This is a genomic window from Geomonas terrae (assembly GCF_004791675.1).
Taxonomy (GTDB): Bacteria; Desulfobacterota; Desulfuromonadia; order Geobacterales; family Geobacteraceae; genus Geomonas; species Geomonas edaphica.
In genome coordinates, this window is the sequence record NZ_SRSC01000002.1 from 1 (window position 1) to 13235 (window position 13235).

11 protein-coding genes are annotated in these 13235 nt (G+C 50.8%); 7 read left to right on the plus strand and 4 right to left on the minus strand.

Annotated elements, in window-relative coordinates:
* Together E4633_RS07270 and E4633_RS07275 are read left to right on the plus strand one after the other, a co-directional pair.
* Positions 1-2880: fibronectin type III domain-containing protein (locus E4633_RS07270; RefSeq protein WP_198419407.1), on the plus strand; the 2880-nt coding region annotated here is incomplete at its 5' end.
* A gap of 760 nt (positions 2881-3640) precedes the next feature.
* Positions 3641-4078 (plus strand): nucleoside deaminase, encoded by a 438-nt coding sequence (locus tag E4633_RS07275; protein ID WP_135869604.1) that lies wholly within the window; start codon positions 3641-3643, stop codon positions 4076-4078.
* Positions 4079-4754: 676 nt separating this feature from the next.
* On the opposite strand, the gene E4633_RS07280 is transcribed toward E4633_RS07275, so the two are convergent.
* A complete protein-coding gene (locus E4633_RS07280; protein ID WP_135869605.1) occupies positions 4755-5048 on the minus strand; it encodes a hypothetical protein in 294 nt (97 codons plus the stop codon).
* Between the two features lie 485 nt (positions 5049-5533).
* Between E4633_RS07280 and E4633_RS20550 the strand changes: the two genes are divergently transcribed.
* The 4 genes from E4633_RS20550 to E4633_RS07300 all read left to right on the plus strand — a co-directional run bounded on the left by E4633_RS20550 (position 5534) and on the right by E4633_RS07300 (position 8262).
* The gene (locus tag E4633_RS20550; protein ID WP_198419408.1) at positions 5534-5812 is read left to right on the plus strand and encodes a hypothetical protein; all 279 of its coding nucleotides are present in this window, start codon (positions 5534-5536) and stop codon (positions 5810-5812) included.
* A 231-nt stretch (positions 5813-6043) separates the two neighbouring features.
* On the plus strand, positions 6044-6586 hold the full coding sequence (locus E4633_RS07290) for a hypothetical protein (RefSeq protein ID WP_135869606.1): 543 nt from the start codon (positions 6044-6046) through the stop codon (positions 6584-6586).
* Positions 6586-7365 carry a hypothetical protein gene (locus tag E4633_RS07295; protein ID WP_135869607.1) on the plus strand — a complete coding sequence of 260 codons (780 nt, stop codon included), beginning with the start codon at positions 6586-6588 and terminating at the stop codon, positions 7363-7365. Before E4633_RS07290 ends, E4633_RS07295 begins: the two co-directional genes overlap by 1 nt.
* Positions 7366-7782: 417 nt before the next feature.
* Complete coding sequence (locus E4633_RS07300; protein ID WP_135869608.1) at positions 7783-8262, plus strand: class II SORL domain-containing protein; 480 nt, start codon at positions 7783-7785, stop codon at positions 8260-8262.
* Between the two features lie 701 nt (positions 8263-8963).
* Here the strand turns inward: E4633_RS07300 and E4633_RS07305 are convergent.
* Positions 8964-10160, minus strand: a complete 1197-nt coding sequence (locus tag E4633_RS07305) for a hypothetical protein (RefSeq protein ID WP_135869609.1) — start codon at positions 10158-10160, stop codon at positions 8964-8966.
* A 257-nt stretch (positions 10161-10417) separates the two neighbouring features.
* Positions 10418-10801: a hypothetical protein gene (locus tag E4633_RS07310; RefSeq protein ID WP_135869610.1), complete on the minus strand. Its 384-nt coding sequence runs from the start codon at positions 10799-10801 to the stop codon at positions 10418-10420.
* 157 nt (positions 10802-10958) lie between these two features.
* Between E4633_RS07310 and E4633_RS07315 the strand changes: the two genes are divergently transcribed.
* Positions 10959-11216 carry a helix-turn-helix domain-containing protein gene (locus tag E4633_RS07315; RefSeq protein ID WP_135869611.1) on the plus strand — a complete coding sequence of 86 codons (258 nt, stop codon included), beginning with the start codon at positions 10959-10961 and terminating at the stop codon, positions 11214-11216.
* An 83-nt stretch (positions 11217-11299) separates the two neighbouring features.
* Here the strand turns inward: E4633_RS07315 and ftsH are convergent, their stop codons facing one another.
* Positions 11300-13186 carry an ATP-dependent zinc metalloprotease FtsH gene (gene ftsH, locus E4633_RS07320; RefSeq protein WP_135869612.1) on the minus strand — a complete coding sequence of 629 codons (1887 nt, stop codon included), beginning with the start codon at positions 13184-13186 and terminating at the stop codon, positions 11300-11302.
* Positions 13187-13235 lie beyond the last annotated feature (49 nt).

Sequence of the window (13235 nt, forward strand, 5' to 3'; positions counted from 1 at the left end):
GTCTATCTAAACCAGGCATCGCCATACATCAGCCGCAGTGTAATTCGGAATAGTTTAGCCAGCGGCGTATTCTCAAGTAATGCGGCAAAAGCCGTCGTTCGCGATAGTGAGTTGTACGGTAATGGTGGCTGTGGCATAACCGGTTTTAGTTTTGGAAGCGCTGTAATGAACGTTAGCGGAAATGTAATAAGAAACAACCAGTGTGGGATATCTCTCGGGAACGGAGTTGTAAATAACAATATTATTGCTGGTAATAGTATTGGTGTTACTGCGAGCTCATCTCCTGGCACGGTTTCTTTTTCTTATAATAGCATAGTTAACAGTGCAGCTACAGCAGTGTCCATGGAAAATCAATCTGGCATTAGTTACCTGTTATCTAATACTTTTAGTGGCAATAGTGGTGATCAATACAACAATTCTACTATCGTATCGGGTAATGGTTTTTGGGAGTCAAACACTGTAATTAGTAGTAATAACTTGTTTGATTTAGTCCCTTATGCCATTTACAATCGGAATGTGAACAGTACACCAGCACTATCGGCAATTAATAATTGGTGGGGTACTGCTGTAGATGGTGCTATTCAGGCGAAGATATACGATTGGCTAGATGATGGTTCAAAAGGCGTTGTGAATTATGTCCCATACCTGACTATTCCCAATGTTGCAGCTCCGATTTCTCCGCCCTCTGAAGTCAAAGCAAGCCTAAATGGTACTGATGTTACCTTAAGCTGGAAGGCCAATCCTGAGGGTGACGTTGCAGGGTTCAAAATTTACTGGGGGACAGAAGCTGGATACTCATACGCGAACAGTGCTGATGTAGGCAGTGGCACCAGTTACACGCTTACCGGGATTGATCCGACCAAAATTTATCATGTAGCGGTCACAGCCTACGACAATGACTATGACATTACCAAAGACGATCCTGACACTGCTGTTAACGAAAATCAGACAAACGGTAATGAAAGCTGGTACTCAGAAGTGGTAGTGACAGCCACACCACCAAATGATACAGAGGCACCGGTAAACAGAAGTATCAACTTTATTGATGGCGGTATTCCAGCTACACTTTCTGTTAATGTCTCCCTGGCACTTGTTGGGACAGATAATACGGGCATTGTGGGCTATTGGATCTCTGAGTCCTCAGCGATACCTAAAGCAGACGATAGTGGATGGACCACTGTTGCTACGGTAAAGGCTTACGCTGCCAATATTCCCTTTGTCTTAAGTGGAGCAGCTGGAACAAAGACCGTCTATGTCTGGTTTAAGGATGCGGCAGGAAATCTTTCAGAGGGGGGTAGCAGCAGCATTGTTCTTCACACCAGCCTGACAGGAACCCCAGTATATGGTGTTCTTACCTCAAATACGACTTGGACAAAATCAAACAGCCCGTATGTGGTGCTGAACAACATTCTTGTACCTGTTGGGACAACCCTGACGGTCGAGCCTGGTGTTGTTGTCAAATTTGATAAAGACAGAGTTCTCCAAATCAATGGTACCTTGCTAGCTCGTGGGACTTTTGCCCAGCCAATAATATTTACATCGGGGCAAACTTCACCTGCTGCTGGGGACTGGGGGCGTATTTACTTTGATGCTACGAGTACTGCTGCCGTTTTCGATTCTGCTGGTAATTATTTAAACGGTAGTATCATCGAGCACAGTATTGTCGAATACGGAGCAGGGCCAGATGGTATGGTCTATCTAAACCAGGCATCGCCATACATCAGCCGCAGTGTAATTCGGAATAGTTTAGCCAGCGGCGTATTCTCAAGTAATGCGGCAAAAGCCGTCGTTCGCGATAGTGAGTTGTACGGTAATGGTGGCTGTGGCATAACCGGTTTTAGTTTTGGAAGCGCTGTAATGAACGTTAGCGGAAATGTAATAAGAAACAACCAGTGTGGGATATCTCTCGGGAACGGAGTTGTAAATAACAATATTATTGCTGGTAATAGTATTGGTGTTACTGCGAGCTCATCTCCTGGCACGGTTTCTTTTTCTTATAATAGCATAGTTAACAGTGCAGCTACAGCAGTGTCCATGGAAAATCAATCTGGCATTAGTTACCTGTTATCTAATACTTTTAGTGGCAATAGTGGTGATCAATACAACAATTCTACTATCGTATCGGGTAATGGTTTTTGGGAGTCAAACACTGTAATTAGTAGTAATAACTTGTTTGATTTAGTCCCTTATGCCATTTACAATCGGAATGTGAACAGTACACCAGCACTATCGGCAATTAATAATTGGTGGGGTACTGCTGTAGATGGTGCTATTCAGGCGAAGATATACGATTGGCTAGATGATGGTTCAAAAGGCGTTGTGAATTATGTCCCATACCTGACTATTCCCAATGTTGCAGCTCCGATTTCTCCGCCCTCTGAAGTCAAAGCAAGCCTAAATGGTACTGATGTTACCTTAAGCTGGAAGGCCAATCCTGAGGGTGACGTTGCAGGGTTCAAAATTTACTGGGGGACAGAAGCTGGATACTCATACGCGAACAGTGCTGATGTAGGCAGTGGCACCAGTTACACGCTTACCGGGATTGATCCGACCAAAATTTATCATGTAGCGGTCACAGCCTACGACAATGACTATGACATTACCAAAGACGATCCTGACACTGCTGTTAACGAAAATCAGACAAACGGTAATGAAAGCTGGTACTCAGAAGTGATTATAGGTCAGGTCGTTAATAAGGTTGGGGACTGTAACAATGACGGTCAGATCTCTATTGCGGAAGTTTTTAACGTAATAAATAGGTTTCTTGGTGTCGAGACCGGGGTAGACTGTGTGGATGTCGGCACTACGAATGTTGTGACAATTACAGATATACAGAAAGCTTTTAACAATTTTTTGGCCAATGACTCTTTAATCCATTAGCATGCTGCTGGTTCTAAGTTACCTATGTTGCTGTTTTTAACCCTTGATGACTTTAAACGTACTACCTATTGGTTCAGCGATAGATTCGGGCATGGCACTGATTTTTGCCATCAACTTTGGGTTTAAATAAGACTCTTTCATGTAATGCGTTTTCGTCTTTTGTCTTCAGTGGGTGCCCGCATGGGGTAGGGCAACTTTGGACGCCGATACAGGGGGCAAACTCTAAGCCGATTCACAATGGTTAATTTGTGCGATTGGGTGATCACTGTCATTACAGTAGCTTACAGCGTTTCTCCTTTCAATAGTCTAGCTGCTTCTGCTGCTGTTTTTTTCGAAACCCTTAGTTGTTTTGCAATAGTGGTTAAGGGTAGTCCCTCTTGGCGAAGAAGCGCCACCTCCTCTGCTATCTTGCGGTGGGATGGTATATGCTCGTTAAGAGGGACCTCAATAGGTATTTCTGCAAAGGTTCGAATTCTTTCGTATTGGGGACCCCACTAATAAATAAAAGGGTTACAGCAAATGCTGTAACCCTTTTTTGTTTTGGCAGGCCTTACGCCGCTCTCTCGTTGCCTTAAAGACGCTCAGAAAACTTATAATCTTATATGTGTCCCTTTGTGCCACTTTGTGCCAGCAGAGAAAACTCGTCACCCTGGTCACTGACGATATCGTGATTTACAGTATCATATCAATGCGAGACAAAATCGCATACACTGCGCCTGTTCCAGTGTATGTCGACACTGAACTCTGAGAGGAATTTATCATGGACAAATTCATGCAAGCAGCTTTGGAAGAGGCTCGAACCGGTTTGTCAGAAGGCGGAGTACCAATCGGGTCAGTTATAGTGCATGACGGCAAAATTATCGGCAGGGGCCGTAACCGAAGAGTGCAAAAAGGAAGTGCTATTCTGCATGGTGAGATGGATGCTCTGGAGAATGCCGGGCGCCAGCCTGCCTCTGTATATCGGAACTGCGTGCTTTATACCACTCTCTCGCCTTGCCCTATGTGCAGCGGTGCCATTATCTTGTATGGGATACCGCATGTCATAATCGGGGAGAACCGCACGTTCATGGGTGAAGAGGATGTCCTCAGATCGCGTAATGTGACTGTTGAAGTTCTGCAGGACGAGCAGTGTATTGGTATGATGGAGGAGTTTATTCGGCAAAAGCCCGAACTGTGGAATGAAGATATCGGGGTGTGAACATGGAAACCGAAACTTTGTCCACGACCGGCAGGAACCAAAATACCGATCAATGGGGCAGGGGGACGTTGTTAATCTACTTGCATTAGGTGGGGCACGTAGAGCAAAAGTGAAAATATTAACAACGTCCCCGCCGTTCCCTTTACAACTGACATAGCCAAACCGGATTCCGTAATACCCAAGACCTTCATGTGCAATTACATGGGGCACAACTCCATGCGAGGCATAAAACCTGCGACAGAACTGAAGCGCCATAAACCTAGCTAGTCCCCACTCGTTACCCTGTCTTCCTGCTGCTCGCCAATCTTCAAATAGCAAAGAGACATCTGAATACTCATTGTTTGTACTGCTCAGCTTAATTTCAGACTCGCTTGTCATCGCAAGGTTTACTGCACCTGTTATTACTGGAAAGGTGCTGTTGAAGAATTTCAACTAGCTTCGCTGTGTATCTGTTCTGGTGCCCATTGCCGGGGAAAGGTAAGGTATAAGCTTTGGTTGATATTCCAGATTGATCGATTGCTTTCAGCACATGAGTTTCAATTCTCTTCAGTACAGTAACAATGACGGTCGGCTGCATCTGCTTGATCCGTCTGGACAAGTCAGGAATGCAAGACTTGAGAAGCTGTTCTCTTTCGGTACACGGAAGATTGTTTACTGGCGTCTCAGTTATGTCATCTCAGTAACAGCCACAATCCTTGAAGTATTCGAGAAAATGTCTAATGCTTTTGAATTTGAGTCCGGATGCCTTCTCAAATGCCACCATCGTGTAGCGCGTCATTTCACTTTTCACATAAAAGAAATCCCCATTTGATGGCGGTGATTCCGCAACTAGCAGAATTTTCACATTTGATGGGAGATATGCTTTCCTGATTTCTTCAGTACTCCTTTTCTTTTCCAACTGACCAAGTGTCACTTGCCTGGTAAGACCAGGTGCATCTTCATGACATGATTCTGAGGGGGGCTGTGTCATCGGAGCCTAACCTCCTTCCAGGACGTAAATAGGAAAAAGAGTGTGTTTGGGCGGACGGGAGGGGGGGAAATACATCATTTATAGTATCCGCATCCTTTGAAACCGCAAGCCGATCCAAAGTCCTTCAGCTTGGGGGATCACGAAAACAGCGGGTGCACAGCCTCATGCGGGCGGACCAACTGTCCTGCCCCTAGCTGGCCTGCACGCGCTGGTCTAAATTTTAAGGGTACCTGGGACCAGGCATGCAATGTTGCGATGTCACTCCGGGAGGGCAGGGTGGCAGGGGGACGTTGTTGACTTCGTTGAGTTCACTCCAGTAAGTCAACCAACTCAACAACGTCCCCCTCCCCCGCCAACCGTATCAGGAGTACGGCTTTTGTCTTCACGGCTTCTTAACGCCCTCGGTGGGGATTTTCACACCGTCTTAATATGCCAAGGGATATGGTGATATTTAGGAATGAAACGAAAACGCCTGGAGAATCGCCATGAAAATCTATTTTTACTCCCCAGAAACTGGAGTCTATCAGGGCGAGGATTTCGTTGATGCAACTCTGGTGATGAGGTCTCACCCCCAAATTCCGGAGTGGGCCACAACCATTGCTCCCCCGGCTTACAGTAAAGGAGAAGTGCCGGTCTTTCTTGCGGATGAAGAACGGTGGGTACTGACGCACCTAGAACGAATTCAGAATTGGCACCTCGTTCCGGCCCGAGAGGACGAGCCGCTTGCGAGAGAGCTACCGGTGACATCACTTCCGTCAGAATGAGACGCAGTGAGATAACTGGGGTCAGGCTTGCATTGTCGCAAAGGGGGCAGGGGGACGTTGTTGACTTCGTTGAGTTCACTCCAGCAAGTCAACCAAATCAACAACGTCCCCCCCCTCCCACGGTTGGCGCCCCCCCTTCAACGTGGCAAATTACCATGGCGGTCGTCATCTGGAACCTTTTTGATATACTTCAACGATTAATGTATTAACCTCCGAGATGTGAGACAACCCATGCTCAAGGCGCGGCACACATACATGGTCACGTTGCTGGCTTTCCTTGCAGGGTGTGCTGCTACAGAGATCCCAAGCGGTGCATTGGTACTTCGCAAAATCGATAGTGTCTATTCCCGTGACAAATTCATAAGCCTCGATGAGGGACGACGTTACGCCTGCTTTTTGCGCCTTGGGGGTAAGGGTGAGGATGTCGTCGATGGCAGTTTTGTTGTCACCGTCGGATTTCAAGGCCCTTACAGTGGAGGTGGTGAAATTGCCTTCGTCAGACCTGGTCTGAAAGCTGATGTGGGAGATATCGTCGAAATGGAGACTTACGCAGTAAGAGAGAGGAATGTTATTACTAAGATTCGGCAAAAAAATGGCTATCCGGGTCCGTGTAGTTTCGTGACAAACCGGTTTCTCTGGAATACCGCTGAAGATTTATACTGCGATGGAATAGAGCGTGAGGGCTGGCAAAAAGTCCCTGGCTCCTATGGGACATGGTTCAAACCGCCAGAGGATTGGAAAACTCAGAAAAGCAGCAGGGAGAGGAGCAGGTGATGCGCAGTATATCTCCTCAAATCACTGTCCTGTCATTCCTCATATGTCTGATTCTGCCGCAAATGGGATGTGCACCCCGTATTCCGCAAGCAGCTCAGCCGACTGCTGCTTTTCCATCCTCAATTGAAAGGACTGACTTAATTCCCATTGGAGTTGAAATTTCGCCCGATGTGATTCTTGAAGCTGATTCAAGGGGATGGTATTGGTGGCAGGCAAATGTGAATACCGCGGCAGATGCTATTTTATGGCCTCTACGGGTTTCCGTGTCCGCGTTGTTGGCTCCCGTTGCACTGCCTCTCTGCATGTCAACTGAAGCTTATAATGAGAGTTATATCCAGCAGGTCGTACAGGAAATTAAACTAGTAGAGAATCTACGTTCCAGTGTTGTAGAAGAACTGCGCAACATCAATGGTCCAAGCAATGTTGCTGCGGCAGAGCAGAAAGGAGGGGGACTGCCTGGCTCGCAAACCTCGGCGAGCTATTCCTCTTCAACCCGGTTTCACAGCATTCTGACATTGGACAAGATCAAGGTCTATTTAGACAACGGTACGGTATACAAGGAGACCGGCACAGGCCACAGCTTCACCCTTATCCTACACTCCCGTTGGTCGCTGCGGAAATTGAGCGGTAGGGAGGAAAGTGTAAGTTTCGAGGTGGTTACTGTCCGGCCGTGCAAAGTGCAGATGGTTGACATACCGTTAGAACTTTTTCTTGCCCTTGATGGACATGCAAAAAGAATTGTCCATAAGCTGAAGCCTCCAAGAAATATAGAAAAATAGAGAGTCGCCCCAAAAACAGTAGGGGGGCAGAGGTAAGTTGTTGACTTAGTTGATTTCACTCCAGCAAGTCAGCCAAATCAACAACGTCCCCCCCTCCCAAACGCTGTAGGCCTTTTTTGCTCTTATTCTACCTCTGCAGTTCTCCCCTTTGCATGGCCGACTTGATAGCATTGCCTGCCAGCCGCTCGAAGGCCCGGGCCCATCCTATAGATCTCCGCCAGCACCGTGTCAGTCACGCCGGTGGAGACGTTCACCTGAGTTACTTCCACCGGCTGCCCTCCACTGTGGTACGTACCGCACTGCCCCCCTGTATTGCTATTATGGGCGACCTTCCGTTGACTTGTCTCGTCCAGCCACTAGACTCAGATGGGGCACAATCGTTAACAGACTGGTGACAATGTCATGAGGAGGTTTCAAATGAACAGACGGGCTTTTCTGAAAACCACAGTTGCCGGCTCCTTAGTCGCGGGCTTCGCTGGAACGGTAGCGGCGGCCGAGCGCTATTTCCCGACCCAAGTTGACATGAGGCTCTTCGATACTATCAACAGGGTTAAGGACCCAACTAAAAAGACTCCGCTCGAAAAAAGCCATGCGCCTGTCATCACCGCTCCTGCATCAGTAACGGCCGGCAAGCCTTTCACCGTTGAAGTATCGGTCGGGGAAGTGCTCCACGGGATGATGCCCGCCCACTGGATAGGCTTTATCGAGCTCAGCCTTGGCAACGAGCCCGCTGGAAGAGTGGATCTGCAGCCGAGGGGGTACCTGGTACCGAAAGTTGCCTTCACCGTTTTGGTCCCCAAAGAGGCAGCGTCGACCGGGAAGGTTACACTGGTGGCAAAACAGCAGTGCAACCTCCATGGTCTATGGGAAGGCACCCTCGATATCGCAGTGACCTGATTCCAGCCGACGGGGCCTGGAGTTGTATCGGATTACTGGCTATGGCACGGTACACACACCATCGCATACTGTCGGGTGCAGCGCGGAGAAGACGTGGGGTGGCGAGGTCGGGCGCCCTCCCCGTTGGTGCGAGGGGAGGGCGGGAATTCTGGCGCCTGTTATGTCCAAAATTCCTGTTTGCATTTCTAGCTGACAGGCAGATAATTACTCTAACCTGCTATGAAGACAATCGTACCGAAAGGATGCCAACCACATCTATCGAAAGCGAAAACCTTCAGAACCAGGTAAAGGCTCCCGCTCCACCAGCCATCGGTCCTGAAAAAACCGACCGCTGAGCGTAGACACTGCTAGCATTAAAAACGTTACTCTGCCGCCGGGAGCCACCAACGAAACTGCTTTGGTCAGAGACCGCAATTGGACTTGCTAAAAACGAGTCCTAATTACAGCGGCAACCTGCCCAAAGCAGTTTCTTTTTTTGTGCCCTCCATCAATTATGCCGCCGTCTTGACATCTGTAACCCGGGTAGAAGAAAGGGGACGCCTATATAGGAGAAAGGGGACGCCTATAAGTTTATAAGATCCAGCTCCAGAGACTTTTACGCTTCCCTTATCATGGACACACTCCGTAACATAAGAAAAGGCCCCGGCGAGAGCTTGTACAGCTTCGCGCCGGGGCCTTTTTTCAATTTAAAGATGTACTTCCTATTGTGCTGCGGTGGTCACTTTGTTAAGAGCCTGCTCGACATCATCAATGGTCTGGGTATCAAAGCCCAGCTTTGCTGTCGCGGCAATGCGGCCGTCCGGCTTTTCCGTCACGATGACGTAGTTGATGCCAAGCAGCCGGTTGAAGAGCGGGGTTTTCTTGCCGGTGGCAAGGTTCTCGACGGTGGTTTCACGCATGCTGTTTTCGGTGATGATCAGGAGCGGACCGCTGTCGCTTTTCTGCCAGGAAATGCGCCAGTAGTAGTGACCGCCGTTGGGCATGCCATACTTGTCGTAGAGGCTTTCGAAGAATTCCACTTTCTTGCAGGCATTCATCACCGCTCCCTTACGGCGGCACTGCGAGTAGTCGCCTTCCTTCTTGTCATCCATGCTCACATTGATGGGAACCTGCTTCCCGGAGTCCATGTGGAGGAGGATGTAGTCTTCCTTCTTGTTGATGCCGAGAGTGCTCCCAAGACTGGACACGGCATTCATGATGCCGCCCACCTGGTCGCTCTTGTCGACATCCTGACGCTCCGCCAGGAGGTAACGCGTTCCGATGATGTCACCGTTCTGGAACGGTGCGATCAGGAAGCCGTCAGGAATGGCTATGCTGGTGATCCCTTTGCCGGGCGTATAGAGGAAGCCGGCGGTTGAACGGCCGACCAGGAAGCCTCGCGACAATGGAATGATCGCTTCGCCTGTGAGTTTCTTGCCGGTGGCGGTGACGACGCTCCAGCCGGTCGCGGTCACATTCGCGGTGGCAATGGTTATCGGTTCGCTGCCGACCCGCATGGTCTTGATGGCATAGCTGTCTTCGGAAAGTTGGGCCATATAGGTGACATCGCCAGTTCTGGCGCTGGAGCCGTATTTGACGATCTGCCCCTCGGGATCGATGTGGCGCCTGCCGTTCGCTTCAAAGCCGTCCTTCTTCTTCACAATGGTTGCGCCACCGGGAAGTTCCGGGAAAGCGGCGATCTGCGCAGCGAGGTCCTGTTCGCTCACGGCCGGAGCCTGTTCGATCTTTGCCGCTTGTTTGGCTTGGACCTCCTGGGGCTGTCCCATTCTGTTAAGGAAACCCTGCATTAGTTTCTGACGCATTTCCATCTCTTCCGCTGTCGGTTGATGAGGCATGATGCATCCGTTTAGTGACATGACAGAGACTACAAGAACAGCCGACAGGACAAGCTTACGCATAGCAACTACTCCTTCTGACTTTGGGATGGTTTCCACGTGGGAGGATTTGGCATTTTTATGCAAACGCGCAGATTTTGGCAAGTATTTTTTGAACGCATATTCATAAATAAGTAAAAATTATGCCCCGATTACATTTGCGCGTTCAAAGATGCTTGGAAGCCGAAGGGCCATAACATCCTGCAGATGGTCACTCAAGAGGAAGAGTAGGGGCGCTTGACAGGCAGTGATTCAGTTTGAAGTAACTGCTGGCCGGCCGGTCAAAGGTCTGTTTCCGATTCAATCCACTTTATTGCATGTTCGACGGTCCTGAATGCCGAGTACAGATATGGAATACCTGACAGGCTGACGATTGCGGTATACATGTGTGACATACCGAAGGTCAGATCCCTTGACGCCACGAATGCACTCTTACTGTAGGGGGTGCGGTTGATGACTTTTGTTGAGAGGATTGACGCCAAGGCCCTCATCTCATCACCAGAGAGGGCACTGATGTCTGCGTTGTTGAAATCCCAAATCAGGTGTCTCGTAACCTTCGGACCGTAGTTGCTTATGATATCAAGGAACTCCTTGTACCCAATCGTGCCGGTCACATGAAACACTTGTGTGTCTGGTGTGAGTTGTTCAAACTGTACCGTGGCCATAGGCATGCTCCATTCCATGTAATCTACCTCAAAAAAATTATTCATTTTATGCAGAAAGCCGTCCTCATCGGAAAGACTGAAGCGCCAATGGTGGAATTATCGGCTCGGCATGTTATGAAATATAGCAAAGTGTGCGAAATGTGCAGTCTTTAACCAGATGCGAAATACCGAGCAACTAGAACAGTCGGAGTCGGTCCCTTGGCGGGAGGTGGCGGAGCGACGCGGCAGCGTGCCGGCCTCGATCCTGCGCGGCGCACGAGGAAAGGTGGGGGTTACACAGACCAGGCTGTCGGAACTCTGCGGGATACCGCAGCGGCACCTGTCCGAAATGGAGCGTGGCAAAAGGCCCATAGGCAGGGAAACCGCCAAAAAGCTGGCTGCTGCGCTCGATCTCGATTACCGTCTGTTCCTGTAGATACCGCAGATGGGGAAGGGGCGGGCACTCGGCGTAGAAAGTGCTTGAAAGAGGGCCGTTTGTTTGACGTGGTCTCTCTCTGACTAGGCACCTTGTAGCGGCGAGGAACCCCGCAGTATCCGCTCCACATCCGCCCTCTCGAGCACCTCTTCCTGCAGCAGCGCCTTTGCCAGGGCATCGAGCGTATCCCTCCTGTCCCCCAGTACCCTGGTCGCAGTTGCCTCCGCTTCCCTTATGATCTGCTGGATCTCCTGGTCCATGACCCAGGCCATTTCCTCGCTGTAACGTTTGGGCAGGGAGAGTTCCCTGCCGAGGAAGGGATGCTCTTCGCCGCGGCCGAGGTTCATCGGCCCCACCTTGTCACTCATCCCCCACTGCGCCACCATCTTCTCGGCCAGCGCGGTTGCGTCTTTGAGGTCGTTCTGCGCTCCGCTGCTGAACTCGGCATACACCATCTTCTCCGCGACCCTGCCCGCAAGGCTTATGCTCAGCCGGTTCATCAGGTAGGAGCGGGGATAATAGTGGCGATCTTCCCCCGGTAGGAGCTGCGTCACCCCCATCGCCATGCCACGGGGGATGATGCTGACCTTGTAGATCGGATCTGCGCCCGGCAGTTCCCAGGCAACGAGGGTGTGGCCGGCCTCATGGTAGGCGGTTATCTGCTTTTCCTCGTCACTGATGGTCAGCTCCTTGACCGACCCCATCAGGATGATGTCCTTGGCCTCGCTGAAATCATGCGCGTCCACCAGCTCCTTGCCCTGCCTCAAGGCTACCAGCGCCGCTTCGTTGGCAAGGTTCTCCAGGTCCGCACCGGTCATCCCCGGCGTCCCCTTGGCCAGGGTTTCCAGATCCACATCTGGCGCCAGCTTCTTGCCGCGTACGTGGATTTGCAGGATCGCCTTACGTTCCTTCCAGCCGGGCCGGTCAATCACGATATGGCGGTCGAACCTTCCCGGCCTGAGCAGCGCTGGGTCCAGAACGTCAGGTCGGTTGGTCGCGGCCATAACGATAACTTCCTCGTGGGGGTCGAATCCGTCCATTTCGCTCAGCAGCTGGTTCAAAGTCTGCTCCCGCTCGTCATGCCCCCCGCCAAGCCCCGTGCCCCGGGTCCGGCCGACCGCGTCGATCTCGTCGATGAAGATGATGCTCGGATGGGTGCTTTTGGCCTTCTTGAACATATCCCTGACGCGTGAGGCGCCGACCCCCACGAACATCTCGACAAATTCCGAGGCGCTGATGCTGTAAAAGGGGACGGCCGCCTCGCCTGCCGTAGCGCGGGCAATCAGAGTCTTGCCGGTCCCCGGTGGGCCGACCAGCAGCACTCCCTTGGGAACCTTCGCCCCGATCCTTTCAAAGCGGGAGGGGTCCGTCAGGAACTCGATGGTTTCCTTCAGTTCCAGCTTAACGCTGTCCATGCCTGCAACGTCATTGAAGGTCACGCTCGGCTTGTTGACGTCATAGAGCCTCGCCTTGCTCGCGCCGAAGGTAAAGAGTCCCCCCGGACCGCCCTGTATCTGCTGGTTCTTTCTCAGGATCACTACCCAGACACCGATGATGAGCAGCCAGGGGAGCAAAGTCAGCACCGTCTGCCACACCGCACCGTGTTCGGCTGATTCGATGCTGATGGTCACCTTTTTTTCCTGCAACAGGGTGAGCAACCCCTCCCCCTGGAAGGTGGGAAGGGTGGTCTGGAAATATTTCACCTGCGCGGGCTTCCCCCCTTCCTGCAGCGGGAGGCTCGTCTCGTTGCGCAATTCGCCGCTAAGGGCTTCCTTCCTGATGGTCACCGATTTGATGTTGCCCGCGTCAAGCTGCTCCACGAACTGGCTGTAGTTGATGGTATGGCGCAGGGGAGCATTGAGGTTGGACGTGCTGCTCCATAACGACACTAGCAGAAGAACGAGCAGGAACGGTGCGAACTTCCAGAAATTCGGGATATCGGGGGGTAGGCTTTGCTTGGTGTCATTCATGAGCCACTCGTGTCCGTGGCGCACCTTTGGGGTGCGCCCCTTGAGATTG

Bases quoted from the DNA above. Each gene is read 5' to 3' on its own strand.
- ftsH (WP_135869612.1), bottom strand. From the start codon at position 13,186: ATGAATGACACCAAGCAAAGCCTACCCCCCGATATCCCGAATTTCTGG.
- E4633_RS07310 (WP_135869610.1), bottom strand. From the start codon at position 10,801: ATGGCCACGGTACAGTTTGAACAACTCACACCAGACACACAAGTGTTT.
- E4633_RS20550 (WP_198419408.1), top strand. From the start codon at position 5,534: ATGAAAATCTATTTTTACTCCCCAGAAACTGGAGTCTATCAGGGCGAG.
- E4633_RS07305 (WP_135869609.1), bottom strand. From the start codon at position 10,160: ATGCGTAAGCTTGTCCTGTCGGCTGTTCTTGTAGTCTCTGTCATGTCA.
- E4633_RS07295 (WP_135869607.1), top strand. From the start codon at position 6,586: ATGCGCAGTATATCTCCTCAAATCACTGTCCTGTCATTCCTCATATGT.
- E4633_RS07275 (WP_135869604.1), top strand. From the start codon at position 3,641: ATGGACAAATTCATGCAAGCAGCTTTGGAAGAGGCTCGAACCGGTTTG.
- E4633_RS07290 (WP_135869606.1), top strand. From the start codon at position 6,044: ATGCTCAAGGCGCGGCACACATACATGGTCACGTTGCTGGCTTTCCTT.
- E4633_RS07300 (WP_135869608.1), top strand. From the start codon at position 7,783: ATGAACAGACGGGCTTTTCTGAAAACCACAGTTGCCGGCTCCTTAGTC.
- E4633_RS07280 (WP_135869605.1), bottom strand. From the start codon at position 5,048: ATGACACAGCCCCCCTCAGAATCATGTCATGAAGATGCACCTGGTCTT.
- E4633_RS07315 (WP_135869611.1), top strand. From the start codon at position 10,959: ATGCGAAATACCGAGCAACTAGAACAGTCGGAGTCGGTCCCTTGGCGG.